The sequence below is a fragment of the Sorangiineae bacterium MSr11954 genome, assembly GCA_037157815.1.
Classification (GTDB): domain Bacteria; phylum Myxococcota_A; class Polyangia; order Polyangiales; family Polyangiaceae; genus Pendulispora; species Pendulispora albinea.
In genome coordinates this window covers 8,321,238-8,346,907 of record CP089984.1, presented here as the reverse complement: position 1 = coordinate 8,346,907, position 25,670 = coordinate 8,321,238, and the positions used below count along the sequence as shown (strand labels likewise).

Sequence of the window (25,670 nt, the reverse complement as noted above, 5' to 3'; positions counted from 1 at the left end):
TCGTTTGAAGTCCGTCATCACTCTGTGCGACCTTCGAACCGCCGAATGCGTAAGCCTGCCTTCTATGCGCTGCTCGCGGCGGCGGCGGCGCTCCCCTTGGTCGGTGCCGGCGTTGCATTGACCCGTCCGAGCGTCCGCGCGCTCGTGAGCGGTTTCATGAGCCCCGTCGCCGCCGACGCTCCGATCGTTTCCCGGGCGGATGCGGGCCTTGCAACTCTTCCGCCCATCCGCGGTGCCGCCGGGGCGGAATCGATTGAGCTTCGTTCACTCCTTCAAGGAAGCGGCGCGAGCGATGCCGGCGCGCCCCCGCCGCAAGCCTTTTCGGAGCGGCCAGCTCGAAAGGCCGCCTTGTTCGATGGGCTTGCAACAGGCGACCCGAAGAAGCTCCCCAAAGCCCTCAAACGCAGCGATTTGAGCTCGCGCGACGACGCCGCCATCGACCTTGCCATCACCTCCCTCACGCAGAACGACGGCGGCCGCCGTCTTTTGACCGAGCGGATGCAGCGCAGCGGGCGTTATCGCACCGACGTCGAGCGGATCCTCCGCGCATGGAAGGTCCCCGAATCGCTGATGGTGCTGGCCGTGGTCGAAGGAACCCTATCGCCCACCGAGTTGGCCGGCGACGCCGCGGGCGTTTGGCATATGACCCCCGACGTCGCCTGGGCCTATGGCCTGGCCGTCATCGATAAAAAGTACGACGAGCGCCGCGCGGTGACCTTGGCCACCGAAGCGACGGCGCACTACCTCGCCGATTTGCGCGAGCGATTCGGAAGTTGGGAGCTCGCGCTCTATGCCTACGGGGTGGGGTATCGGACCGCCTTGGCCGATGTGACAGCTCATGCGGTAAACGATTTTTGGACGTCCTTCGATGTCCTTCCCCGCGAAGGGGCCGAATACGTCATTCGGGTGCTCGCGGCATCCACCGTGCTCGGAAACCTGAATCGCTTTGGAATGGACCGGGTCAAGCTGGACGAGCCGCTGCTGACGAGCGATCTCGAGGTCCCCGGCGGCGCCCCGCTCGCCGTGGTGGCGCGCGCGGCGGGAACGAGCCTGACCCGCATTCAAGAGCTCAACCCGGAGTACCTGACGGACACCGTGCCCTCCACCAAGTTCGCCATGATCGTGCACTTGCCTACGGAAGGGCTGGCGCGGGCAAAAGAGAGCCTCATGCCCCTCCTCTATGCGACCGGTCCCGGTCTCGAACGAAAGGTGGGCGATGGCTTCGACTGGGGCCATCGCAACCTGCCCACGATGGACGCTGGCTCAACCGATTCTTCGCCAAGCCGCCCGGCCAACGACGCCGTGACGGTGGGCTATGGCGATCAGCGGCGCATCCTTTACCGCGCGCGGGAAGGCGATACGCTCGAGAACCTCTCCCGCACCTATGGCGTATCGCCGGTGACCCTCGTCTCCGACAATGCGCTCGATCCTGCCGCTCCGTTGAAGCCGGGAACCCTCCTGACCATACGGGCCCCTCAAGATGCGGGAGCTCCGGCGAATCCAGCCCTCGGATCTTCAGGTTCTTCGAATTCCCCCAGCTCTCCCAGCCATCGACGCCCCAAGCGCCGATAGCCCACTGCATTCCCAAGGTGATTCATGTTGATTGCCGAGCCGCGCGCTCTGATTAAAAAGCTCAACTCCACAAGCCGCCGCGCCCTCGAGGCTGCAGGCGCCGCCAGCGTGACCGGCAGGCACTACGAGGTCACCGTCGAGCACCTTTTGCACGCGCTCCTCGATGTGCGGGAGAGCGACCTGGTGGTGCTGCTCGACCGCTTCCACATCGACCCCTCGCATGTGCGCGCGCGCCTGCACCGAAGCCTCACCGAGCTTCGCACGGGCAACGCCGGCCGCCCGGGTTTCAGCCCGCTGCTCCTGCAGCTCCTGCAAGACGCCTGGATCTACGCCAGCACCGAGCAACCCGCCGCGTACCTGCGCTCGGGCGCCATGCTCGTGCGCCTGGTGCAGGCCCCCGGCCGTTACCTCCCGCTCGATCTGGCCCTGTTCGAGGCGATCCCCAGCGACGATCTCCGGCGCAACATGGCCATCCTCGCCGGCGAAAGCGCGGAGGCCATCGAGGAGGCCGAGAGCGCATGGTCCGCGTCCTCCGCGGGCGCCGCACCCAACGCGCCCGCGGCAGGTGGGAGCGCAGGTGCAGGGCCCGCGGCGCGCGACGGTGCCCTCGCGCGATTTACGACCAATTTGACGGAGCGGGCGCGAAAAGGAGAGATCGATCCGGTCTTTGGCCGCGAGGGCGAGGTCCGGCAGATCGTCGATATTCTCTGCCGGCGAAGGAAGAACAACCCGATCATCGTCGGCGAGCCCGGGGTCGGCAAAACGGCGCTGGTGGAAGGGCTGGCGCTGCGCATCGCCGAGGGCGACGTGCCGGAGTTTTTGAAGGATACGCAGGTGGTGGTGCTCGATTTGGGCTCGCTCCAAGCCGGCGCCGGGGTCAAAGGCGAGTTCGAAAATCGATTGAAGTCGGTGATCGCCGAGGTGAAGGCGTCGCCCAAGCCGATGGTGCTCTTCATCGACGAGGCGCACACCTTGATCGGCGCCGGCGGACCGCAAGGCGCCGGCGACGCCGCGAATCTTTTGAAGCCCGCCCTCGCGCGCGGCGAGCTTCGGACCATCGCCGCGACCACCTGGGCCGAGTACAAGCGCTACTTCGAAAAGGACGCGGCCCTCGAGCGGCGCTTTCAGCCCGTCAAGGTCGACGAGCCGGGCATCGACGCGGCCGTGCTCATGCTGCGCGGCCTCGCGCGCAAATTCGAAGATGCGCACGGCGTGGTGATTCGCGACGAGGCCGTGCGCGCCGCGGTGACCCTCTCGAGCCGCTACATCGCGGGCCGCCAGCTCCCGGACAAGGCCGTCGATCTGCTCGACACCAGCGCCGCCCGCGTTCGCGTCCTGCGCGGGGCGCCGCCGGCCGCGCTGGAGGATGCGCGCGCCGAGCTGGCCGCGGTGGAGCGTGAAATCGCGGCGTTCGGGCGCGATCACGCGGCCGGCGTGGTGGTCGACGACGAGCCGCGCAAGGCGGCCGAGGCCAAGCGCGGCGAGCTTCGCGATCGGGTGGCCACCCTCGAGGCGCGCTTGCAGGAGCAACGCGCCCTCGTCGACCGGGTGGATGAACTTCGTCGCGACGTCGCGAAAATCACGTCTGCATCCCCCAACGAGGCCGCCGTCTCGGACAGCAAGCTGGATGAGCTGCGCGCCGCCCTCGATCGCCTGCGCAAGATTCCCCGCGACGAGCTGGTCGTCTTTGCAGATGTCGATGAGACACTCGTCGCGACCATCGTAGCCGATTGGACCGGCATTCCTGCCGGCCGCATGGTGCAAGACGACGTGGCGACCATTCTGGCCCTGGAGGACCGCCTTCGGCAACGGGTGCGCGGCCAAGACGCGGCCCTTTCCGTGATTGCCCGCGAGCTTCGCTCGGCGCGTTCCGGGTTGAAAGCGCCGGGCGCACCGCTTGGCGTCTTTCTTCTGGTGGGACCCAGCGGCGTTGGAAAGACCGAAACGGCGCTTGCGCTGGCCGACCTCCTGTTCGGTGGTGAGCGTTTCGTGGTCACCATCAACATGAGTGAATTTCAGGAGAAGCACACGGTGTCGCGTCTCATTGGCTCGCCGCCGGGGTATGTCGGCTTCGGCGAAGGGGGCATGTTGACGGAGGCCGTACGCCAGCGCCCTTACTCGGTGGTCTTGCTCGACGAAGTGGAGAAAGCGGATCGCGAGGTGATGAACCTCTTCTATCAAGTCTTCGACAAAGGCATGCTGGCCGACGGGGAGGGGCGCGTGATCGACTTTGCAAATACCGTCGTCATCATGACTTCCAACCTCGCCACCGATCTTCTGACCCGCGCGGCCGATCCGGCCGACGCCAGCGCGGTGGGCCATGATGACTTGATCGCGCTGGTGAAACCCACCTTGAGCGCCCATTTCAAGCCGGCGCTGCTCGCGCGCATGACCGTGGTCCCGTACATTCCCATTCGCGCGGACGCGCTCTTGGGCATCGTACGTATGAAGCTTTCGGCCGTGGCGACCCGCACACGCGAGGCGCACAAAATCGATCTGGAAATCGACGACCTGGTCATCGATGCCGTGGCCGCCCGATGCCGCGAGGTCGAGAGCGGCGCACGAAACGTCGATCACATTTTGCGCGGGACGATTCTCCCGCTCATCTCGAACGCCTTGCTCGAGGGGATGGCCAGCGGCAAAGTCACACGAAGGCTTCGCCTGGTCACCGACGAGGAACGAGGCTTCGCTTGCCAGGTGGAGGAACGATGATGGGGCAACGAGGGATCCGCACCATGCGGCGCGCGCGAACAGGAGCTCGAACGCGGCAAACGGCAGCCGCGGCCGCGCTGGCGATGGGCATCGGCTTCGTCGGCTGCGGCGGTGGTCAAGCTGCCGCGCCGCCGCCCGCCGCACCCGCCAAGTGCGAGCCGCAGCACATCACCGTCTCCGTGCTGGCGTCGCCCATGATCAACCCCACCGACGAAGGCTCCGCGCGCCCGGTGGTGGTGCGCGTCTACCAGCTCAAAGGCGACACGCGTCTGTACAACGCCACCTTCGAGCAGATTTGGCACGAGGACAAGACGACCTTGGCCGATGATCTGGTGAAGGTCGACGAAGTGCAGGCCTATCCCGCCACCCGCAAAGATCTGAAGTTCGACAGGGCCGAGGGCGTGGAGTACGTGGCGGCGGTGGCCCTGTTCCACAACCCCAAAGGCAAAACGTGGTACACGACCTTCGATTTGCCGCCGCTCCCCGAGCCGGGGAAATGCAACACGTGTGAAGACGAAGATTGTACCGAACGTCCGGTACAAAACGCCGAGTTGGCGTACTGGATCGACGGCAGCAAAGTGGACGACGGCGTCGATCACCTCGACCAGTTCCCTGCCGCCGGCGGTCCCATGAAGAAAAAGGCCAAGCAGTGAGCCGCACCGTTCAATTCAACCCGCAGCAAGCCGCCGGCGTCCGCCCGAGCGGGCCGCAGCAACCGTCGCAGCCGTCGCATCCATCGCAGCCGTCGCAACAGCCGCAGTATCCGTCGCAGCCGCAGCACCCGCAGCACGCCTGGGCGCCGGGCCCCGCCCCCGCTCCTCAAGCTTTGCCCCCGCAGCAGCGCCCCGCGCATTTACCTCCTGGTGTTGGCGGCGTTGGCGGCGTTGGCGGTGTTGGCGGTGTTGGCGGCGGGCCGGTGCCGGCCGGTATGCGCACGGAGCATCCGCTTCTTTCGCCGATGTATTGGGCGTGCGCCGACCTTTTGGCGTTTGCCCCGCAGCTCGCGCACGGAGAGAACCTCCCGGCGCCCGACGCGTTGCGCGCGACCTGTCGCGGCATGTTCACGGAAATGGGGCGCCGCTGCTATGAGTCGAACATCCCGCCGGAGGACATCCGCGACGCGCAATATGCCATCGCGGCGCTGCTCGACGAGCAGATCCTGCGCGGGCAGTGGCCCGGCCGCGCGGAGTGGAATGCCAATTTGCTGCAGTTCATTTATTTTCAGGAGAACACGGCGGGTGAGGGCTTCTTCCGCCGGCTCGACGTGCTGCGCGGCGAGCCGCACCGCGCCCACGTTCTGCAGATTTATTTTCTCTGCCTCGCCATGGGCTTTCAAGGCCGTTACCAGATGATGGGCGGCGAGGGGCTGGCGAACGTGCTCGATCAAACGGCGGCGGCGCTCGATCGCTTCTTGCCGCCGAGTGATGCCATCAGCCCCAGCGGCTTGCCCCCCGACTTGGGCCGCAACGTGCTCACCTCCGATATGCCGCTCATTCGAATCGGCATCGGCATCGTGGCGCTGTCCATCCTCGCGTTCATCGCCCTCAAGGTGGTGGTGGGCTTCACCGCATCGAACGCGAACCAGCAGATGAAGTCTTACGCATCGGGCACGGCACACACACCATGAGTTTCTGGCTATGATTCTCGGAATTACCATCGCGCTGAGCGTCGCCGCGATCATCGCCATCTGGGTCATCGGATGGTTCTTCACGGTCACCCTCGTCGTCAAAATCGTGCTCACGGTGGCCGTGCTCGCGATCGGAGGGCTCTTTCTGGGCCTGATCCTCTATTTGCGCTACACGGCCGCGCGCGATCTCGAGCAGGCGATGCTCCAGCAGGGCCAAGCGCAAATCGCCAGCACGCGCCCCGATCGGCGCGAGGCGGTGATGGAGCTGCAAGGCAAGATGCAGCAGGCCATCCTCACCCTCAAGCGAAGCAAGCTCGGAGCGCGCGGTGGCGCCAAGGCGCTCTACGAGCTGCCCTGGTACATCATCGTGGGGCCGCCGGGCGCCGGCAAGACCACCGCCATCAAGCACTCGGACTTGGGCTTTCCGCTCGCCGATCAGCAGTCGGCCTCGGCGTACCGTGGGGTGGGCGGCACGCGCAACTGCGACTGGTGGTTTACGAACGACGCCATCTTGCTCGACACCGCGGGGCGCTACGCCACCGACGTGAACGATCAAGACGAGTGGCTCATGTTCCTCGATCTTCTGAAGAAGCATCGACCGAGCCGCCCCATCAATGGGCTCATCGTGGCCATCAGCTTGGCCGATCTGGCGGTCTCGCAGGACCAAGGGATCGACGAGGTGGCGCGCCGCATCCGCGCGCGGGTCGACGAGATCGCCACGCGCATCAACATGTTGGTGCCCATCTACGTGCTGCTCACCAAGTGCGATCTGGTGCAAGGGTTCGTGGAGTTCTGGGGCGACCTTCGCAAATCCGAGCGCGGGCAAATCTGGGGAATGAGCTTTCCCTTGAACGCGAACAACGCGAACGAGGAGCCGCGCGCGGCCTTCGAGCGCGAGTTCGCGCTGCTCGCCAAAGCGCTCCACGGCCGCGCGCTCCGCCGGTTCCGGGGCGAGCGGCACCTGGAAATGCGGCAGAAGATCGCCGAGTTTCCGCTGGAGTTCACGCCGCTGCGCCATCACATCGGCGTTTTTCTGCAGGCGCTCTTTCAGAAGAACCGCTTCCAAGAGACGCCCATTTTGCGCGGTGTTTACTTCACGAGCGGCACGCAAATGGGCACGCCCACGTCGCGCGTGGTCAACGCGATGGCGCAGGCCTTCGGGCTGCGCGGCCTCGGCGCGGCGTTCGGTGGCCGCGCGGCGACGGAGTCCAAGAGCTACTTCCTCACGGAGGTGTTCAAGAGCGTCATGTTCAAGGACCAGCACGTGGCCGGCCGCACCGAGGTCGATCGCCAGCGGCGCCTGCTCACGCGCGGCGCCTTTGCGCTGGCGGCCACGCTCCTGGGCGGGTCCCTTTTGCTCCCGGCGTTCTTCACCTTCGTGCGCAACCGGGAGCTGGTGCAAACCACGCACGACATCGCCGCGCGGGTGCAGGGCGTGCGGTGGGGCGAGGGGACGAGCCTTCAAGAGGGCGCGCCGCACCTCGACGCGGCGCAGGCGCGCCTCAAGCAGCTCGACGCCTGGGAGAACGGCGCACCGCCGCTCCAACTGCGGTGGGGCATGTACACGGGCGACGAGCTCGACGACGGCATGCGAAGCCTCTACGGCGCGGTGCTCGCGCGCGCGGCGGTGGCGCGCGCGCACGCCGAGATCGAGTCGCGCTTGAAGACGATGGACGCGGGGCCCGTGCGCACGTCGGAGAACTTCAACAAGGACTTCGACACGCTCAAGCTGTACTTGATGATGAGCGATCCCAAGCACATGGATCCCGAGTGGGCGTCGCCGCGCTTGGTCCGCGAGTGGTCGCTCACGGCGCACACGCGGGTGACCAACGAGGAGGAGCTCCTGCTCCCCCACGTCGCCTACTACTTCGAGCTCCTCAAGCGCGGCGGCATCAAGCCGTGGGGCCAGGACGCGCGGCTGGTCGCGACCGCGCGATCCGTTCTGGCGCAGGTGCCGCAGGTGGAGCGGCTCTACGAGTCGCTGGTGCGCGACGCGAACATGGAGCTCGCGCCCATCCGCCGGGAGACGATCTTCTACGGGTCGATCGCGCCCTTCGTGCAGTCGCGGCGCGGGGTGCGGGTCGATGGCGCGTACACCAAGGCCGGGTGGCTTCGGGTGCGCGATCTCCTGGGGACGGAGCGGGCCAAGCTCGCGGCCGAGAAGTGGGTGCTCCAGGACGAGGGCGATCCGGGCAGCGAGAACAACGCCATCGTGAAGCTGCGGGAGCTGTACTTCGAGCGCTACAAGAACGCCTGGCGCGATTTTCTGGCGGATCTCCAGATCCAAGATCCGGGCAACACCGAGCTCGCGCTCGACGAGCTCAGCGCGCTGAGCGAGCCCGAGTGGCCCTATTTGCGCTTGATGCGCGTGCTCCGCGATAACGTCAACTTGGACATGTCCGAGCCCGACACCAGCGCCGACGCGGGCCTCATCGACAAGCTCAAGGAGGCCGCGCAGGGCAAGGCGGCGGAGCGGGCGAACAAGATCGTCGATGGTGGCCTCGGGCAAGGGCAAGCGGCCCCGAAGAAGGCCGGCCCCTCGCCGGTGGAACTGGCATTCAAGCCGATGGTCCGCTTTGGTCTCCCGGCCGGCGAGCCAAAGGAGGGCGAGCCGGCCGCGCCCACCGGGCTGTCGCAATACCAGGCGCAGCTCGCGCGGCTGGTGGCCACCCTCACCGAGCTTCGCGACGCGGAGGCGAACGCCGATCCCCGCCAAACGACGGCCGTCTTCACGGACGCGGCCCGCGCGACGGCGGCGCTCCTCACGGAGCAAGATGGATTTACGCGACCGCTGCTGTCGCCGCTTTTGCTGAACCCCATCAACATAACCGCCAACTCGGTGACCGTGGGTGCCTCCGGTGTGATTCAGGCCCAGTGGGAGACGCAGGTCTGGTCCAAGTGGCACGACAAGCTCGAAGGGAAATACCCCTTTACGAACTCGGGTGCCGACGCGCCGCTCCCGGATTTCATCGACTTCTTCCGCCAGGGCGACGGTGTTCTCTGGAGCTTCTACGACGCCACGTTGAGGCCCACGCTGGATCGCAGCGGCAACAGGTTCTCGCCCTCGCGAAGGGCGCGCTCGGCGGTGCCGTACATGCCGGAGTTCTTGAGCAATTGCCTGAGCCGCGGCGCCGATATCACCGAGACGGTCTTTCCGCCGAAGGCCGATGGAGCGGTCGTGGCGTTCGATGTGAACCTGCACTCGGTGAGCGAGCGCATCGCCGAGGTGGTGCTGGAGGTAGAAGGCCAAACGCGCACCTACCGCAATGAGCCCGAGCGCTGGCTCACCGTGACATGGCCTGGAAAGGGCGCCCACGGGGCGAAGCTCAAGGTGAGGGGCGAGGGGCTCAACGAGGAGATCGGGCGCCAGGGCGACTTCGGTCTTTTCCGTCTGCTCGACGCGGCCGATGTCCGGGCAGGCACGGCCAACGAACGCCCCGTTTTGATCGCGACCTTCGAGATTCGAGGGACGAGACCACCGGCGCAAGTCAAGCTGGATATCAAACCCTCACGCGAGCAAAACCCGCTCACGTCGGGGTTCTTCCGCGGCTATTCTTGCCCCCGCGTCAGCGCGGGCAGGTAGCGGAATCAGCGAAGGTCGGGCGAGGAGGACGCGTGCAAGGCGGCTGTTTCATCGGGGCGATCGGCAAGGTTCCGCAGTATGCGGAGTTCGTCCGGCTTCGTCCTCACGGGGAGCTCGCATCGAGCTTCGAAGCATGGCTCGCGAACGGGCTCGAATGGGGTCATATGCGCCATGGCGACGAATGGCGCGCGAAGTTCGAAGTGGGCGCGCCGTACGCCTTCGTATGGACGAACAGGGCGCAGCCCGATATGGCCCTTTGCGGGATCATCACCCCCAGCCGCGACGCCGTTGGAAGGAGCTACCCCATCACCGTCTTTGCCGGGGTGCCCGTGGCGCTCTTCGGCGATTCGGCCCACACGATCCCGCTCGCGTTCGGCGACTTCTTCGATCAGGCCTACCAGATCGTGCACCCCACGATGCCACCCTCGGCGCCATTCGATCAGTCGCTCGCCTGGCTGCAGGTCCCCGGCTACGAAACGGTGGCCGCCGCCGCGTCGGAGTACAATGCCTGGTGTGCGGGCAGCGCGCCGGAGCAAGCGTGGCTGCCGCTGTTCTCCGAGGGAGCCCGCGCCGCGGAGCGCGCGCTTTCCATGCTGGCGCTCACCATCGAGCCCTTTCGCGGGTTCGAGCGCCCGATGACCAAGTTGGGTGCGCGCTTGTCGCTTGGCTCGGGTGGGGCAGGGGCGGCGGTGCTGTGGCTCGATGTGATCCGGCGGCTCGGGCGCTGGAGGAACACCGTGCCCACTTCCTTTTGGTCGATGCAAACCGGTTCGCTGATTGTGCACTTCGGAGATGTGCCGCAAACAACTTTGGCGGAGCTATGGATGCCGGATCCGGACAACGAATCGTTGGTACCGGTCGATGGAGCCAATAGCTCAGCAGCACCAACGCATGTTTCGCAACTCTCGCACCCTTCGCAACTCTCGCACCCTTCACATATCTCGCATGTTTCGCACCCTTCACATATTTCGCATGTTTCGCAGGTCCTGAGCGCGGGGCATACTAGCTTTGCGGATGTGCTGCATGCATTGGCCTCGTCGTGAGTCGTCGGCCGTTGCCGTACGATCAAGACTTTCTGTAGCGTATTCAACTATCCGTTCGTCGTTCTTGAGGCAGTCGATCCAACCTGGGAAGGCGGGATGAAGCCGCGTAAGCCGCTCTGGACCAAAGGACTTTTTCTCGCGCAACATCACCTGCAAGCGCAGGACCGCTACCATGAGCGGCTCCTCGCCGCGCGGCTCGAATCGATGTTGCCTTACGCGTGGGGCGTGGTCGATCTCGAGATCGACGAAGCTGCGCTTCGTGCAGGCCAGCTTCGCGTCGCCCGCCTCGAGGCGATTCTGCAGGATGGAACACCGCTGGTGGTGGCCGATCAGCAGGTGGACGACGTGCTCCCCGCGCGCCCCATCGAAGGCTTCACCGGAAAGAACCTCACCGTCTATGTCGCGCTGGCGCGCGAAGATGGCTCGAGCGCCGCCGTCGACTTCAGCGGCGATCCGGCGGCCACCAACCGCTACATCGCGGCCGAGGCGCGCGAGCTCGACACCTCCACCGCCAAGGAGGAGCGACCGGTCGCCTGGGTGCGGCACAATGCACGCATCCTCTATGGTGCCGAGCCCCTCGATCGGTTCGACGTCATCCCGATCGCCGAGTTGGTGCGCTCCGCCGCCGGCGCGGTGGTCCTGCGCGATACGTTCGTTCCACCGATCCTGAGGGTCGGCGCCTCGCGCTATGTGGCCGATGGCTTTCGCCGCGTGCTGGGGGCGATGATCGCCAAGCAACAGAGCCTCTCGCAGAGCCGCCGCCTGCGCTCGGCGTCGGTGGTCGATTTCCAAGCGGCCGACGCCGCGAAGTTCTGGCTGCTGCACACGCTCAACCAGGCCATCCCATCCATCGCCGAGATCGTCGACAAGCCGGCCACGCCGCCGCGCGAGGCGCATCAGGCGCTGGCGCAGCTCCTGGGCATGCTCGGCACCTTCGACGCGACCGCCGATCCGATGACCATCCCCAAGTACAACCACCTCGGCCTGGGCGAAACGTTCGAGCCGATGTTCAACCAAGCCTTGAAGCTGCTCGATACGGTCATCGCCGAGCGCTATGTCACCGTGCCGCTCAAGGTTCACGATCGCGGGCTCTACACGGGCGAGTTCCGCGATCCGGCCGCCTTGCCGTACGACTACTTCCTGGCGGTGAGCGGCACCGGGAACATCTCGGAGCCCCAGATCCGCGAGCACGTCCCGAGGCTCGCCAAGATCGCGTCCACCGGGCGCATCGAGTCGCTCATGCACTCGGCGGTCTCGGGGGCCCGCATCGCCCACGAGTACCGGGTGCCGGCGGCGCTCCCCGTCAAGCCGGGGGTCCTCTTCTTTCGCATCGAAAAGGCGAGCGACTACTGGCGCGAAATCCTGACCACCGGCGGCGTGGCCATCTACCTCCCCATCGATCCCAGCACCGTGCAGCTCTCCCTCTACGGCACCGAGGCGCAGACGCTGCAATGAGGAGCGCATGTCCATGACCACCTTCGACGAAGAGATCCGCGCGCGCATCGCGCCGCTCGCGAATCCGCTGGCCGGCGCCGCGCCGGCCGGGAGCGATTTGTCCTACGACGCCGAGTTCGAGCGGGTCTCCGCCGAGATCGAGAAGCTGTCGAACCTCACGGGCGGCAATGTCGATTGGATGCTCGTCGTCGAGGACTCGACCCGCATTCTCTCCGAGCGAAGCAAAGATTTTCGCCTGGTGGGGTGGCTCACGGTCGCCAAGGCGCAGCGCGAAGGCTGGCGCGGCGTGGCCGAGGGGCTGTTCGTCATGCAGGCCATGGTGGATGGCTTCTGGGACACCATGTTCCCGCCCACCAAGCGCGCCCGCGCGCGCGCCGGCGTGCTCACATGGCTGTGGGAGTCGCTCGAGAAGATGCTCGCCGTGCGCGCCGTCTCGGCGGCCGACGCAGACGCCATCAAGGCGCTGGAGACGCTCGTGTCGGATCTCGATGCGCGCCTCGGCGAGCGCCTCGGCGACTTGAACCCCGGCGTCGGGCGCTTTCGCAGCGTGGTCCGCGAAAAGGTGCGCGCGCTCCCTGCGCCCGCGCCGCCTGCTCCTCCGCCTCCCGCGACGGCGCCGAAGGCGGAGGCGCCGCCGCCCGCCACGAACGGTACCAATGGGAGCGCCGCTGCGTCGGCCGTGACCGCGGTTGCATCCCCCGTCGCCGTCGTCGCGCCGCAGGCGGCCGTCGTGGCCCCACAGGTGGCCATCATCGCCCCGCCGCCCCCGGTGCCCGAGGCTCCGCCGCTCGTCGCCGACGTCGGTGGCTCCTTGGAGGAGCTTCACGAAAAGGCAGGACCTTGGCAAGAGGGGTTGCTCGCGCTCGCGCGCGCCGCGCGTGCCACGGCGCCGGCGGATCCGTGGGGTTACCGGCTGCTGCGCGCGTCCATCTGGCTCACGATCGACGCCCCGCCCGACTTGGACACGGGCCGCCGCACGTACATCCGCGCGCCGGACGAAGCGTCGACTCTGGCCGATCTGGTGGACGCCTCCGACTGGCAGGGCCTCGTTACCGCGTCGGAAGAACTGTTTGCACAATACACGTTTTGGCTCGATCTGCACCGCTTCACCGCGCTGGGGTTGGAGCGCCTGCAGCGCACCGCCGCGCGCGACACCGTGGTGCGCGAGCTCGTGGCGCTCCTCGCGCGGTTGCCGGGGGTCGAAGAGCTCGAGTTCCGCGGCGGGATGCCCTTCGCGTCCGCCGAGACCCGCGCGTGGCTCGAACGCGAGCGCGCGCGTTTCTCGCCCCTTCATGCGGGTGGAACCGCCGGCGCAGGTGCAGGCGCAGGCGCTTCGAGCGCAGGTGGCGGCGCCGCGATGGCCGCCGCCGTCACGGAAGCGCTGGGGGCGGCGCGCGATGGAACGGACGCCTCGATGGCCAAATTGCTACGGGCGGCGGAGCGCGCCGATGTGCGAAGCCGGTTTGTCGGCCGGCTGGAGGTGGCAAAAATCGCGCTCGACAAAGAACGTCATGCGCTCGCGCTGGATGTCGCGGAGCTTCTTTTGCCCGAGGTGACCGATACCCTCGAAGCGTGGGAGCCAGCGTTGGCGGCCGAGGCGCTGGCCAGTTGTTTGAGCGCCATCCAAAAAACGAGCAACGACGAACAAGGCCCGGTCGATGGAAGGATTAACCTACTGTTTCGTCGACTCTTGAAGCTGGATCCGGAGGCCGCGCTGCGGTTGCGCGGTACGTAAAAGGGAAATCGAAGAAAGGGAGTTTACCGATGGCCAAAGAGGGAAGCGTCGCTCCGCAGGAGCGCGTCAACATTACGTACAAGCCCTCGACGGGGGACGCACAGGCGGAGGTCGAGCTCCCGCTGAAGAGTCTATTCATTGGCGATTACACGGGCCGCGCCGACGAACGACCGCTCGAGGACCGAAAGCCCATCAACATCGACAAGGACAATTTCCAGAGCGTGCTCGCCGAGCACAATCTGCAGCTCTCGATGAACGTGCCCAACACCTTGGTCGAAGGGGGCGAGCCCAAGGAGCTGGCGGTCAACCTGCAGTTCAAACGCCTGAGCGACTTCGGACCGGAGGCCGTCGCCGAGCGCGTTCCGGAGCTGCGCCAGCTCCTCGAGCTGCGCCGCGCCCTCACCGCCCTTAAAGGGCCGCTGGGCAACGTACCGGCGTTTCGCAAAAAGATTCAATCGCTCATCGCGGACGTGAGCGCGCGCGAAAAGCTGCTCGGTGAAGTTGGCCTCGGCGGGAAGGGGGAGGGCTGATCATGGCAAACGAACTCGAAAACCAAGGCGCCGCAGCGACCACGACCACCACGACCGAAGGCTCGCTGCTCGACGAGATCCTCCTCGAAACGAAGCTCACGCCCACCGACGACGGCTACGACGTGGCCAAGCGCGGCATCCGCGCGCTCATCGGCGAGCTTCTCACCCCGGGCCACGCGGTGGATCGGGTCGACAAGGCCTTCGTCGACGCGATGATCTCCGAGCTCGACTCGAAGCTCTCCAAGCAAATCGATCAAATCCTGCACCACCCCGATTTTCAAAAGCTGGAATCGGCCTGGCGCGGATTGAAGTTCGTGGTCGACCGGACCGACTTCCGCGAGAACATCAAAATCGAAGTGCTCAACGTCTCCAAAGAAGACTTGATCACCGATTTCGAGGACGCGCCCGAGATCACCAAGAGCGGCCTTTACAAGATCGCGTACACCGCGGAGTACGGGCAGTTCGGCGGCAAGCCGTACGGCGCCATCTTCTCGAATTACAGCTTTGGCCCCGGCCCGCAAGACGTGGGGCTCCTGCAGAAGGTCGCGGCGGTGGCCGCCATGTCCCACGCGCCCTTCTTCGGCGCGGCCGGACCGGGCTTCTTCGGCGAAAAGAGCTACCTCAATTTGCCGAACTTGAAGGATCTGAAGTCGCTCTTCGAGGGGCCGCAGTACACCAAGTGGCAGTCGTTCCGCGAGTCGGAGGACGCGCGCTACGTCGGTCTGCTGCTCCCGAACTTCCTCCTCCGTCTTCCGTATGGCCCCACCACCACGCCCACCAAGGCGTTCGACTACCAAGAAGACGTGGTGGGCAAACACAACGCGTACCTCTGGGGCAACGCCACCTACGCGCTGGCGACGCGCATCGGCGATAGCTTTGCGAAGTACCGCTGGTGCCCGAACATCGTGGGCCCGCAGGCCGGCGGCACCGTCGAGAACCTCCCGCTCCATCAATACGAAGCGATGGGCGAGGTGCAGACCAAGATCCCGACCGAGGTGCTCATCAGCGAGCGCCGCGAGTTCGAGCTGAGCGAAGAGGGCTTCATCTCCCTGGTCGCGCGCAAGGACAGCGACAACGCGGCGTTCTTCTCCGCCAACAGCGTGCAGAAGCCGAAGACCTTCGGGCAATCGCCGGAAGGAAAAGAGGCGGAGCTCAACTACCGCTTGGGCACGCAGCTCCCGTATCTGTTCGTGGCCAATCGCATTGCGCATTATTTGAAGGTCATTCAGCGCGAGCAAATCGGCACCGCCAAGGAGCGCGGCGATCTCGAGTCCGAGCTGAACGCATGGATCAAGCAATACGTGGCCGATATGGACTCGATCACCCCGGCCGTGCGCGGCAAGCGGCCGCTCCGTCAGGCCGAAATCAAGGTGGCCGATGTCGAGGGCAATGCCGGTTGGTACAAAGTCAGCATGAAGATTCGTCCCCATTTCCGCTACATGGGCGCGTTCTTTACGCTGTCGCTCGTCGGTAAGCTGGACAAAGAGTAGCTCACGACCGATTCGTACACGAAACGCTACGCGCGGATGCCGTCGCTCGCAGCAAGCGGCGCACCTTCACGCGTGGCGTTTCTTTGCTTTGTGCGCCCCACAACGGCAACTGGCGCGATCGTGCGGTCGATAGAAAACGCGCACGGCGAGGGAATCCTTTCGCGCGAGGCTCCTTGCTTTCGCGCACCACCACCGAAATGCGCTACCATGCGACGCGTCTCGTTGTACCAGACGCGACCAGCGGTGGGGTCCGATGAACGATAGCAACTCAGATCCTACGAAACGCAAGGTCTCCGACGAGTCACCTCCGTCGCCGTCGCCCCGCGTGGTTCGCAATGACACCGTTCCCGGTGTTGCGCCGCCCGCCACCGACGGCCGTGGCGCGCCTCGGGTCGTGCAGGGCGTCTTGCGCTCGCCCGATTCGAATCCGCGCGTTCCACGCGAGCTGCCGTCGAAGGTGCGCGCGGCGCCGGCGCGGAAGATCGCGAACGCCACGGTGCCTGGGCTCGGCATCGTGCCCTCGCAGCTTCGTGTCGCCGGCAGCGGAGCTCTGGTCGACGGCGCGAGCACGTTGGTCGGCATGCCGCCTCCGTCGGATCCCTTCGTGGAGAACGCGGTCACGGCGCCCATTACGCCCAAGTCGGGCGCGCCGATGCCCGGCGATCCACCGCGGGCCGCGCTGCCGCCGGATCCGGACGATTTGGTTCGCGGCCTCGAGCGCGGCAGCAGCGCGCAAACGCCGGTGGCGCACACCGCCGAGTCACGCGGGCGCGATGGGGCCGTGCACGTCGCGGTCGTGCAGCCCGCGCCGGGTCAAGTCGCGCGCCCCGCCGAGCCGCTCGTCGTGGTCGACGTATCGACCGATCCCACGAGCCGCAGCCTCGATGCCATCGTCTCGAACGATGTCGCGCGCAACGGCGCTTTGGCGCGCGGCAAGGCGACCTTGGTCGTCGCCGTGTTCTTGTTCGGCGTGTGCTTGATCCTCGCCGTGGGCATCCTCGGCACCCTGGCCGCAAAGTACATCCCCGATGCGCCGGCGGCCAGCGCCGCACCCGCCGCAGCCGAGCCCCGCGCCGCACCTACGATTCATATCTCGCCGGCGGCCGCTGCGTCCTCGCCCTCGTCCCAGAAGTCGCCTATCGCGGATGAGCCTTCCGCGCCGCGCGTTCCCGCTGCGTCTCCTGCTGCCGCATCTCCTGCTGCCGCATCTCCTGCCGGCGCGCCCGGCAGCGCCAGCGCAGCGCCGCATCCTTCGGCCAAGGCGCGCGCCATCCCCGCGACCGGATCGGCATCGTCGCCCTCCGGCGCAACGCGCGCGGGGCACGTCTCGGATTTGGAGCGCAGCGTCGATTAGACGCGCCGCCGTACGGCGTCTCGGACGTCGCGCGCTAGCAACCTTTCCGGCCGGCAGGACGATATTCCTCCGACGCACGATGCGATCATCCGGTGGGACACTGTCTCACGAAGTGCCGCCGAGCTTTGGAGCTTCTCCCGGAAGGCGGGGTCGCATCGTGCGTACCTCATCAACGCGCTCGGTATGATCGTGCCGATCATGCTGGCCTGATCAGTCGGATCATCTCGGTGGCAAGCCAACGCGAAGTTTGCGCGTCTGGGCAGCGGCATGCGGGGTGCACACGACGTGGGCGCGCCCACACTTCCCGCGCACGCGCGCGCGCACCACGAACAAGGAGCCTTCCCATCATGTCACATCGCTCGAATGTGGCCGCACGGCGGCTTTCCATTCTCACCGCCCTCGCCGTCAGTGCTTTCGGATGCACCGGAGCTTCAGAGAACGAAGACCGATCGACCAACGCTTCGAACGAGCCCGCCGCGGGCGAAACCTCCACCCAAGCTGGAGTCGCCGATGTCGCAGCCGGCAATCGGGTGATCGGATACTTCGTCGAGTGGGGCGTCTACGGTCGCAACTACCACGTGAAGAACATCGCAACGAGCGGCTCGGCGAGCAAGCTGACGCACATCAACTACGCCTTCGGCAATGTGACGAACAACCGCTGCGCGATCGGCGACGCTTATGCCGACTACGATAAATTCTATGGTGCGGATGTCAGCGTCGATGGCAAAGCTGACACCTGGGACAACGGAGCGCTTCGCGGGAGCTTCAATCAGCTGAAGAAGCTCAAGGCGAAGTTCCCGAACATCAAGGTGCTCATCTCGCTCGGCGGCTGGACGTGGTCCTCCGGCTTCTCCGACGCGGCGTTGCCTGCGAACCGTGCGTCCTTCGTCAAGTCGTGCATCGATTTGTACATCAAGGACACGCGCTGGGCCGGGCTGTTCGATGGCATCGATGTCGATTGGGAATATCCGGCGGCCTGCGGAAACACCTGCAATCACCGCCCCGAGGACACGGTGAACTTCACCGCGCTGCTGGGGGAGTTCCGAAAACAACTCAACGCCGTCCGCCCGGGCCTCCAGCTCACCATCGCGGCGCCCGCGGGTGGCGACAAGATCAGCAAGATCCAGGTGGGGGCCATCCACCCGCACCTCGATTTCATCAACCTGATGACCTACGACTTCCACGGCGCGTGGGAGAAGCAGACGAACTTCCAATCGCCGCTGTACAACTCGGCGGGGAACCCCGCGAAGGCGCTCAAGTACACCACCGACGAGGCGGTGTCCTTGTGGCTCGATGGCGGAACACCCTCGAACAAGCTGGTGGTGGGCATCCCGTTCTACGGACGCGGATGGACCGGCGTGCCCAATGTCAACAATGGCTTGTGGCAGACGGCCACCGGCGCCGCCCAAGGCACGTACGAGCAAGGGATCGACGACTACAAGGTGCTCAAGAGCAAGAACTACCCGGGGTTCTATCACCCCGATACGAAGGCCTACTGGGTCTTCAACGGGTCGACCCTCTGGAGCTACGACACGCCCACGTCGATCGGAACGAAGACCTCGTACATCAAGAGCCGCGGGCTCGGCGGCGCGATGTTCTGGGAGCTCAGTGGCGATACGACCAACGGTGAGCTGATCACCGCCATCTCCAACGGGCTGCAATAAGCGGAAGCGCAAACGACGGCGATGGGAGCCCATCGCCGTCGTCCTCGCGCCACGTCGCAACTCGTTCGACGTGGCGATGTCACCGTCGCCACGTGATGGGCGCGGTGTTACGTGCCTTCTTCGCGCCGCTTGGTACGGGCGCGCAGGACCTGAAAGTAGCGAAGCGCCACGCCGGAGGCGGCGGCCGCACGTGCCACATTGCCGCGGTGCTTATCGACGAGGTGCTTGACATAGCGGCGCTCGAAGGCCTCCAGCACGCGCTCCCGCGCGCGAGGGAGGGGGAGCCCGCATGCGATGACATCGGCGATGACATCACCCGGATCCGAAGGCCGGGTGGAGCGCTGCGTCGATGCACCGCCGTCGATCGGCGGCACGGGGCGAAGGTTGCGCGACGACGGTGGCGCGAGCGCTTCGCCCCCGATCAGATCACCGAGGACGACGCGCCGTGCGACGGTGTTTTGCAGCTCCCGCACGTTGCCCGGCCAGGAGTAACCTTCGAGCTGCGCGAGAAAATCGTCGCCGATGGGCATCTTCGTGCCCGCGAGCCGGTTCCAGAAATGCCCCGCGAGCAGCTGGATGTCGCCCGTGCGATTTCGAAGCGGCGGTAGCTCCAACCGGGCCACCGCCAGACGATAGAAGAGATCGTCCCGGAACCGGCCGGCCGCGACCTCTTCATCGAGGTTTCGCCGGGTGGCGGCGATGATCCGCACATCCACCCGGATCCATTGTTTGCCTCCGATGCGCCGCACCTCCGAGCGCTCGATGGCGCGCAGAAGCTTGGCCTGCAGCTCCAGCTCCAAATCGCCGATCTCGTCGATGAGGAGCGTGCCGCCGTGCGCCTGCTCGAAAACACCCTGTCGAAGCTCCGTCGCCCCTGTGAATGCGCCCCGCTCATGCCCGAAGAGGGCAGCCTCCACGAGGTTGGGCGGCACAGCAGTACAGTCGAAGACGGTGAAGGGCTCGCGCGCCCGCGGCCCCTGATCGTGAAGGGATTCGGCGAGAACCTCTTTTCCGGTTCCCGTCTCCCCCTCGACAATCAAGGGAACGTTCGACATCGCGAGTCGCTCGCACAACGGGTAGAGCCTGCGCATGGCTACGCTCGCCCCGAGCATCCGCCCAAAATGCACCGCCGGCGAAAGAGGCATCTGCAGGGCCGACGACTTCGATCTCCCGCCCGAGGTCATCATATCTTCTACCGCTTACTACCACTTTAATACCATGTAAATACCGATCGAGGCGCCGGCGCGCGACACTTGCACCCACACGCATTCTCAATGCCAATTGCTGAATATTATTGTCAATTTATGAGGATTGACGCGCTGCGTTTCCAATTTTTACCCAATCGCGACCCCCTCTTGGGTGGTTACCAATCCGACCGGGTGGCATAAATATCGGTAGATGGCCTCGAAGTGGTATCTAACAAAACGAGAGGAGCAGCGCGATCTACGATCGCTGGTATGGCTGCTGCGCGGTGCGTTACGAACGTCCAACCTCGACTGGAACTTTGAATTGGCGGTGCACAATCGTTCATAACGCGTTTCGTCGTAGCTCATATGACGCGCATCATGTGAAGGTCGCGGCCGGCACAATTTTGTGCTTGCCACGCCGATCCACGTGCCGCGAGCCCCGCGTGCGCCGATCCACGTGCCGCGAGCCCACGTGAACCGCGACGTGAGCCTCCGAGCGAGAGACCCACGCCGAGTCAGGCCGACGTGAAGCCCGCCAACAATCGCGGCGTGCGATTGTCCGAAAGCTCGGCCGTCGCGTTCTTTGCGTGCACGGCGGGAAGCGGGGTGGCGCCGGTGTGTTGCGATGCCTTGCGCGCCACGGAGCGCGCCGATCGCGTCTCGCTCCAGTCGGAGGCCGGCGCGCTGCTCGGCGTGGTGGCCGGCGCCGGCTTCGATGCGGGCAGGCTCGGAACGGAGAGCCTTTGGCGTGCGCGTTCGAGTCGCTCGATCGATCGCGTGGAGGCTTCCAAGATTGCCCTCTGGGACGAGACCGCGCGGGAGAGCAGCTCGTCGATCGAGTTGGTCGACTTGGGATCGGTGGAGCGCTCGAGTTGGGAGAGCAGCCGCTCGCTGATCTCGATCTTGCGCTGCACGGCGTCGCAGGTGCTGGCGACCCTGCGCAGGAGCGAGTCGATCGAGGGAGCGGGATCGGCGCCGTTGTTGTCGGTGCGCTCGGCGCCCGGGTCGGCGATGGCGTCGATCAGCTCGCGCACGGAGGCGCCGTAGCTGAGGGCAAACTCGAGCATCTCGCTCCGCCGGTTCTTGTCCTGAATCTGGGCGAGCTCCACCAGATGCGAGAACGAGAGCGGCTCGCCGTGCGGCGTTTTGCGGGCGAGCAAGACGTCGAGATCTTCCTCCGTCCACGCCTCGGCGACGAGCGCAAAGCGATAGAGGGTGGCCTCGTCGCGCCCCAAGGCGGCGGCGAGGTTCTTGACGGCCCTTGCTCCGTAACGCTGCTCGGAGCCCTTGACGTCTTTGATGAGCCGGCCGATGCGGTAGCGGGCGCGCACGTCTTTGCCCGTGGCTTCGGCAAGCAAGGCTTGAAGTTCTTCGTAACGTTGGCGAAGTTCTCGATTCATTCGGTCCACGGCTGCTCGAACCGCGAGATGAGAAGGAGTCATGATTCGTTCCCCTTTTCCTCGTAGTTCGGCCCCGCGCCGAAGCACGTTTCCGATTTTTCGTCACGTCGCGAAAAACGAGCGTTCGGGCTCGACTTTCGCTCCCCCGGAGCGAAAGTCAGAGCTCCCGGTAGCCGCCCGGGACGACCACCGCTTCGTCCGAGGACGCCGCGATCGTGAGCACCCCCCAGCACGCCAGCTTGGTTCGCTGCGCGAACGCCAGGGTGTTGTCAATCTTGTCGACCGGTCCGAGCACGGCCAGGTTCCCGCGGTGCACCCCCCAGGAGCCCTCTTTGTGCTGCAGCATCGCATCATGAAGCTCGCGGCCCGCCAGCATGGGGGAGCCCAGGACGGCAACCCGAAGGCGGACCCACGTGTCCGTTTTTTGCTCAGGGTTGAGCTGTACCTCGACGTACACCAGATCGGGGCGCGCCCGCTCGATCCGGGTGACCGCACCTTGCGCCTTCAAAAAGTTGATGATGGACATCTCATCCAACATCGTGGACGCCGGCTGAAGATCGACACCCGAGCAGACGGCTGGCTGAAGCGGTTTGGGATGGTACCCGCTTCCTCCGCAACCCGCGGTAGCCACCAGGGCGAGCACCGTGCACCACATCGACCCGCTCGCAGCCCCCACCGTGCGCTTCACCATGTTTGCTTCATAAATGAGGGGGCGCCAATACGCAACGCGCGGCGAGACGCCGGCTTGCATCGCATCGGGTTGCTCGTTCGCGTCTCGTGCCGAGGTATTCACGCGGCTGCAAAGTCGATATTCTCCTTCGCGTGAACCGCTCCGTGCTTCGCTCTTTGGTGCCCGTGGCCTTCGTCGCGCTCGTCGCGCTCGTCGCATCCACTGCCGGATGCAAAGGCGGCCCGCCTGCGTCGGCGACCCAGAACCACACCTTTTACCAGTACGACGACCACCCGGGCGGCACCACCAGCGCGTTCGAAACGCCGTATCCGGCGCTCGATCACAAGGATGGCGACGTCGAATACATCGGGGTCTCCATTTTGGGCGGAACGGTTCACTTCTCGCGGCCGAAGAACTGGATTATCCGTCGCGCGAGCCTGACCTATCAAAAGCGCTTCATCGAGTACGTCTCGCCGCGCCAGTACGTGTTCGCCGTCTACGAGCGGCTCGACTTCCCGAGCGATTCGTGGGGCGATGTGCTTTCGCGCTACGAGGAGGACGCAAAGACATCCGGCGCCGAGGTGGTCGCGGGCCGCGTGCCGGTCGCCAGCCTCACGGCGCAAGGTCGCGAGTACGTGGTCCGGCGCAATGTGAAGGCGTCCAAGGCCCCGTATACGAACTACAGCCGTGAGCTCATCATGCGCGGCAAGAACCACTACGAGCTCGTCGAGATCGTCCACCAAGGCGAGTCCGTGACCCCCGTGGTGCGCGAGCTGCTCCGCGTGGTCGATACGTTTCAACCGACCTAAAACGTCGGGGGGTGGAAGCATCATGCGAAGGACGTACACACTGGCGGCGCTGGCAATCGTGTGGATCTCGGGCACAGCCTGGGCACAAAGGCCGGCGGCGCGTCCCGTGCGCGCATTTCCCGGCCGCGCCGCGCGGCCCATGGCGCCATCGGGCTACCATCACAACGTGCGCGCGCTGCACACGCCCACCCGGGGTGCCAAGGCGCCGCTCGATGCTGCGGGAAAGCCCAAGCTCGTCTTGAACGCCGTGTACCTCAAAGAGACGGTGGCCCTCACCGCCGCCACCGACGAAGGTGGCTTCGCCGCCGAGGAGCTCGACCAAGCCGCGCACGTGCTCCGCGCGCCCGAGGGCAACGAGCACCCCGTCGAGCCGCGCACCCTCAACGTGATCTACCGCATCCAGCGGCACTTCAACGCCCACGAGATCCGCATCATCTCGGGCTACCGCACGCCCAAGCCCGATGGCACCGGCCAGGGCAACCACGGGCGCGGCCTCGCCATCGACTTCGTGGTGCCCGGCGCCACCGATCAGGACGTGGCCCGCTTCGCACGCGAAACGGGCTTCGTCGGCGTGGGCGTCTACCCGATCAGCTCCTTCGTCCACGTGGACGTGCGCCAGCGAAGCTACTTCTGGGTCGACCGCAGCGGTCCTGGGCGCTCGAGCCGCGAGCGCGGCGTCCTGCTCGATGTCGCCCAACATGCCGATGCGCGCGCCCGCCAGCGCGGCGATGTCCCACCGTCCCCGTTCTTCATCGCCTCCGACGTCGATCAAGCGCTCCGGCCCGGGGGGCGCATCGTGCCCGCGGGCGCGGAGGAAGAAGAAGAGGATTGAGCGACGCGGGGCCGCCCGGCGTGCGCCACCACCGGCTCGCGCGCGCGTGATCCGGGTGGCTCGCGAGCCCGCGGTGAGCGATGCATCGATGATGGCGCGACTCCTTACGTGCGGCAAACCCCCGTGCGCCGCGCCGCCGCTGCGACGGCCTCCGCCACGTGGTACGCCACCTTGCGATCGAGCGGATCGGGCAGGATCTTCTCGACGCCGACCTCTTTCACATAGGCGGCGAGGGCGCGCGCGGCCTCGATCTTCATCTCGTCGTTGATGGTGATGGCGCCGGCATCGAGCGCGCCGCGGAAGATGCCGGGGAAGGCGAGCACGTTGTTGATCTGGTTGGGGAAGTCGCTTCGCCCGGTGCCCACGATGGCGGCGCCGGCGGCGAGCGCCAGATCGGGCATGATCTCCGGGGTGGGGTTGGCCATGGGGAACACGATGGGGTCCTTGTTCATGGCGTGGATCATCTGCGCGGTGACCAAATTGCCGGTGGAGAGACCGATGAAGACATCGGCGCCCACCATGGCGTCGCTCAAGGTGCCCGTTCGGCCCTCGACATTTCCAGCCTCGGCGAGCTCGCGCTTGTGGGCGTGCAGATCGGTGCGGTTCTTGTGAACGATGCCCTTGGAGTCGACCAGGATGAGATCCCCCAGCTTGGGGAGCAGCCCGCGCTCGCCGCAGACGATGAGCAGCCGCGCACACGCCAGGGCCGAGGCTCCGCTGCCGTTGAACACCACGCGGCACGTGGAGAGATCCTTGCGCGTGTAGCGCACGGCGTTGAGCAGCGCGGCCAGGACGACCACCGCGGTTCCATGTTGGTCGTCGTGAAAGACCGGGATGCCGATGTCCTTGAGCGCGTCCTCGACCTCGAAGCAGCGCGGTGAGGAGATGTCCTCCAAGTTGATGCCGCCGAAGACCGGCGCGATCGCGCGCACGGCCGCGATGATCTCGTCCGTCTTTTGGGTGGCGAGGCAAATGGGAAAGGCGTCCACGTTGGCGAACTCTTTGAAGAGCACCGCCTTGCCCTCCATCACCGGGATGGCCGCCGCCGCCCCGAGGTTGCCGATGCCCAAAATGGCCGACCCATCGCTCACCACGGCCACCGTGTTGTGCTTGAGGGTCAGCGTGTGTACGCGCTGCGGATCCTTGGCGATCTCCAGGCACACTTGCGCAACACCGGGCGTGTACGCGAGGCTCAAATCGCGTCGGGATTCGAGCGGCACACGGCTCGCCACGCTCAGCTTGCCATGCAACTTCTCGTGAAGAACGACGGACTCCTGATCGTAATCGTGCGCTTCATCCATAAAGCCACGTTACCGCAATCGACGCTTTTTTAGCGGACTAGCGGCGATGTCATCGCGCGGACACGCCCTCGGCGCGGTTCGTCCGTTGCGGCTCAGTCGGCCGTCATCGTGTCAGTCGGCGGCCTTGGTGAAGGGCGGGGATTCGTTGGCGTTGGCGAATTTCGGGTAGGGCAGATCGCGCCCTTGAAAGTGCAACTCGCGCCCGTTGAGGTGATACTCGAGCGTACCCGCTTGCACCGCCAGCCGACAGGTGTGATTTGCCGCCGCGGGCGCGCTCTCCGCCGACTCGCTCGTGATCAAATCCGTCTGGGCATCATCGATGCGGAGCGCGACGGTGATGCCCGCGGTCAGCGACGTTCCATCGGTATAACGGCATCGGTTGGCGATGGTGAGGTTGGCATCGGTGATGCGCATGCGGATATCCATGTCCGCGTCGACACCGTCGCCCGCATCGCGTTTGATGTGCGCGACCCAGAAGCCGCGAACGTTGTTGGCCGTGATGGGACCGGCAGGCGGCGGCGCGAACATGCCGTCGTAGTTGGGCCCGTCGCTGCTCGACGAACATGCGGTTGGTGCGAGGAGCAACGAGAGAACGATGCCGGGGACCCACCGCGCGCGGCGGCTCGCGGAAAATGCCGAAGTCATCATGGACGAAAACGTACAACATGGCCCCGCTCTTGGCAGCACTATGGCCCTGTTCCCGTGG

General features: G+C 65.9%; 19 protein-coding genes. 14 read left to right on the top strand and 5 right to left on the bottom strand.

Features of this window, described 5'->3' with window-relative positions; genetic code table 11:
- Positions 1-45 precede the first annotated feature (45 nt).
- The 12 genes from LZC94_32310 to LZC94_32255 all read left to right on the top strand — a co-directional run bounded on the left by LZC94_32310 (position 46) and on the right by LZC94_32255 (position 18,765).
- Positions 46-1,572: a transglycosylase SLT domain-containing protein gene (locus tag LZC94_32310; protein ID WXB12518.1), complete on the top strand. Its 1,527-nt coding sequence runs from the start codon at positions 46-48 to the stop codon at positions 1,570-1,572.
- A gap of 24 nt (positions 1,573-1,596) precedes the next feature.
- Complete coding sequence (gene tssH, locus LZC94_32305; protein WXB12517.1) at positions 1,597-4,284, top strand: type VI secretion system ATPase TssH; 2,688 nt, start codon at positions 1,597-1,599, stop codon at positions 4,282-4,284.
- Entirely contained in the window at positions 4,281-4,937 is a 657-nt protein-coding gene (gene tssJ / locus LZC94_32300) for a type VI secretion system lipoprotein TssJ (protein WXB12516.1), read from the top strand. Before tssH ends, tssJ begins: the two co-directional genes overlap by 4 nt.
- Positions 4,934-5,911 (top strand): DotU family type IV/VI secretion system protein, encoded by a 978-nt coding sequence (locus tag LZC94_32295; protein ID WXB12515.1) that lies wholly within the window; start codon positions 4,934-4,936, stop codon positions 5,909-5,911. Before tssJ ends, LZC94_32295 begins: the two co-directional genes overlap by 4 nt.
- Positions 5,912-5,921: 10 nt before the next feature.
- Positions 5,922-9,494 carry a type VI secretion system membrane subunit TssM gene (tssM, locus tag LZC94_32290; GenBank protein WXB12514.1) on the top strand — a complete coding sequence of 1,191 codons (3,573 nt, stop codon included), beginning with the start codon at positions 5,922-5,924 and terminating at the stop codon, positions 9,492-9,494.
- Positions 9,495-9,526: 32 nt separating this feature from the next.
- On the top strand, positions 9,527-10,537 hold the full coding sequence (gene tagF, locus LZC94_32285) for a type VI secretion system-associated protein TagF (protein WXB12513.1): 1,011 nt from the start codon (positions 9,527-9,529) through the stop codon (positions 10,535-10,537).
- A 96-nt stretch (positions 10,538-10,633) separates the two neighbouring features.
- Positions 10,634-11,992, top strand: a complete 1,359-nt coding sequence (gene tssK, locus LZC94_32280; GenBank protein WXB12512.1) for a type VI secretion system baseplate subunit TssK — start codon at positions 10,634-10,636, stop codon at positions 11,990-11,992.
- Positions 11,993-11,999: 7 nt separating this feature from the next.
- On the top strand, positions 12,000-13,727 hold the full coding sequence (gene tssA, locus LZC94_32275) for a type VI secretion system protein TssA (GenBank protein WXB12511.1): 1,728 nt from the start codon (positions 12,000-12,002) through the stop codon (positions 13,725-13,727).
- Positions 13,728-13,756: 29 nt separating this feature from the next.
- Positions 13,757-14,257, top strand: a complete 501-nt coding sequence (gene tssB, locus LZC94_32270; GenBank protein ID WXB12510.1) for a type VI secretion system contractile sheath small subunit — start codon at positions 13,757-13,759, stop codon at positions 14,255-14,257.
- A gap of 2 nt (positions 14,258-14,259) precedes the next feature.
- Positions 14,260-15,747: a type VI secretion system contractile sheath large subunit gene (tssC, locus tag LZC94_32265; GenBank protein WXB12509.1), complete on the top strand. Its 1,488-nt coding sequence runs from the start codon at positions 14,260-14,262 to the stop codon at positions 15,745-15,747.
- 325 nt (positions 15,748-16,072) lie between these two features.
- On the top strand, positions 16,073-17,101 hold the full coding sequence (locus LZC94_32260; GenBank protein ID WXB12508.1) for a hypothetical protein: 1,029 nt from the start codon (positions 16,073-16,075) through the stop codon (positions 17,099-17,101).
- A 347-nt stretch (positions 17,102-17,448) separates the two neighbouring features.
- Entirely contained in the window at positions 17,449-18,765 is a 1,317-nt protein-coding gene (locus LZC94_32255; GenBank protein WXB12507.1) for a glycoside hydrolase family 18 protein, read from the top strand.
- Positions 18,766-18,872: 107 nt separating this feature from the next.
- Here LZC94_32255 and LZC94_32250 read toward each other — a convergent pair whose 3' ends face one another.
- The 3 genes from LZC94_32250 to LZC94_32240 all read right to left on the bottom strand — a co-directional run bounded on the left by LZC94_32250 (position 18,873) and on the right by LZC94_32240 (position 22,043).
- Positions 18,873-19,820 carry a sigma 54-interacting transcriptional regulator gene (locus LZC94_32250; protein WXB12506.1) on the bottom strand — a complete coding sequence of 316 codons (948 nt, stop codon included), beginning with the start codon at positions 19,818-19,820 and terminating at the stop codon, positions 18,873-18,875.
- Positions 19,821-20,467: 647 nt separating this feature from the next.
- Positions 20,468-21,310, bottom strand: coding sequence for a hypothetical protein (locus LZC94_32245; GenBank protein WXB12505.1), 843 nt, complete (start codon positions 21,308-21,310; stop codon positions 20,468-20,470).
- Between the two features lie 199 nt (positions 21,311-21,509).
- Positions 21,510-22,043, bottom strand: a complete 534-nt coding sequence (locus LZC94_32240) for a hypothetical protein (protein ID WXB12504.1) — start codon at positions 22,041-22,043, stop codon at positions 21,510-21,512.
- Positions 22,044-22,174: 131 nt separating this feature from the next.
- On the opposite strand from LZC94_32240, the gene LZC94_32235 reads away from it, so the two are divergent.
- Positions 22,175-22,831: a hypothetical protein gene (locus LZC94_32235; GenBank protein ID WXB12503.1), complete on the top strand. Its 657-nt coding sequence runs from the start codon at positions 22,175-22,177 to the stop codon at positions 22,829-22,831.
- A gap of 22 nt (positions 22,832-22,853) precedes the next feature.
- Entirely contained in the window at positions 22,854-23,663 is an 810-nt protein-coding gene (locus LZC94_32230) for a DUF882 domain-containing protein (protein ID WXB12502.1), read from the top strand.
- A 104-nt stretch (positions 23,664-23,767) separates the two neighbouring features.
- Here the strand turns inward: LZC94_32230 and LZC94_32225 are convergent, their stop codons facing one another.
- Positions 23,768-24,964 carry an NADP-dependent malic enzyme gene (locus tag LZC94_32225; protein ID WXB12501.1) on the bottom strand — a complete coding sequence of 399 codons (1,197 nt, stop codon included), beginning with the start codon at positions 24,962-24,964 and terminating at the stop codon, positions 23,768-23,770.
- A 111-nt stretch (positions 24,965-25,075) separates the two neighbouring features.
- The gene (locus tag LZC94_32220) at positions 25,076-25,612 is read right to left on the bottom strand and encodes a hypothetical protein (GenBank protein ID WXB12500.1); all 537 of its coding nucleotides are present in this window, start codon (positions 25,610-25,612) and stop codon (positions 25,076-25,078) included.
- Positions 25,613-25,670 lie beyond the last annotated feature (58 nt).

Bases quoted from the DNA above. Each gene is read 5' to 3' on its own strand.
- tssK (WXB12512.1), top strand. From the start codon at position 10,634: ATGAAGCCGCGTAAGCCGCTCTGGACCAAAGGACTTTTTCTCGCGCAA.
- tssH (WXB12517.1), top strand. From the start codon at position 1,597: ATGTTGATTGCCGAGCCGCGCGCTCTGATTAAAAAGCTCAACTCCACA.
- LZC94_32220 (WXB12500.1), bottom strand. From the start codon at position 25,612: ATGATGACTTCGGCATTTTCCGCGAGCCGCCGCGCGCGGTGGGTCCCC.
- tssM (WXB12514.1), top strand. From the start codon at position 5,922: ATGATTCTCGGAATTACCATCGCGCTGAGCGTCGCCGCGATCATCGCC.
- LZC94_32230 (WXB12502.1), top strand. From the start codon at position 22,854: ATGCGAAGGACGTACACACTGGCGGCGCTGGCAATCGTGTGGATCTCG.
- LZC94_32225 (WXB12501.1), bottom strand. From the start codon at position 24,964: ATGGATGAAGCGCACGATTACGATCAGGAGTCCGTCGTTCTTCACGAG.
- tssJ (WXB12516.1), top strand. From the start codon at position 4,281: ATGATGGGGCAACGAGGGATCCGCACCATGCGGCGCGCGCGAACAGGA.
- tssC (WXB12509.1), top strand. From the start codon at position 14,260: ATGGCAAACGAACTCGAAAACCAAGGCGCCGCAGCGACCACGACCACC.
- LZC94_32310 (WXB12518.1), top strand. From the start codon at position 46: ATGCGTAAGCCTGCCTTCTATGCGCTGCTCGCGGCGGCGGCGGCGCTC.
- LZC94_32250 (WXB12506.1), bottom strand. From the start codon at position 19,820: ATGTCGAACGTTCCCTTGATTGTCGAGGGGGAGACGGGAACCGGAAAA.
- tssB (WXB12510.1), top strand. From the start codon at position 13,757: ATGGCCAAAGAGGGAAGCGTCGCTCCGCAGGAGCGCGTCAACATTACG.
- LZC94_32255 (WXB12507.1), top strand. From the start codon at position 17,449: ATGTCACATCGCTCGAATGTGGCCGCACGGCGGCTTTCCATTCTCACC.
- tssA (WXB12511.1), top strand. From the start codon at position 12,000: ATGTCCATGACCACCTTCGACGAAGAGATCCGCGCGCGCATCGCGCCG.
- LZC94_32240 (WXB12504.1), bottom strand. From the start codon at position 22,043: ATGGTGAAGCGCACGGTGGGGGCTGCGAGCGGGTCGATGTGGTGCACG.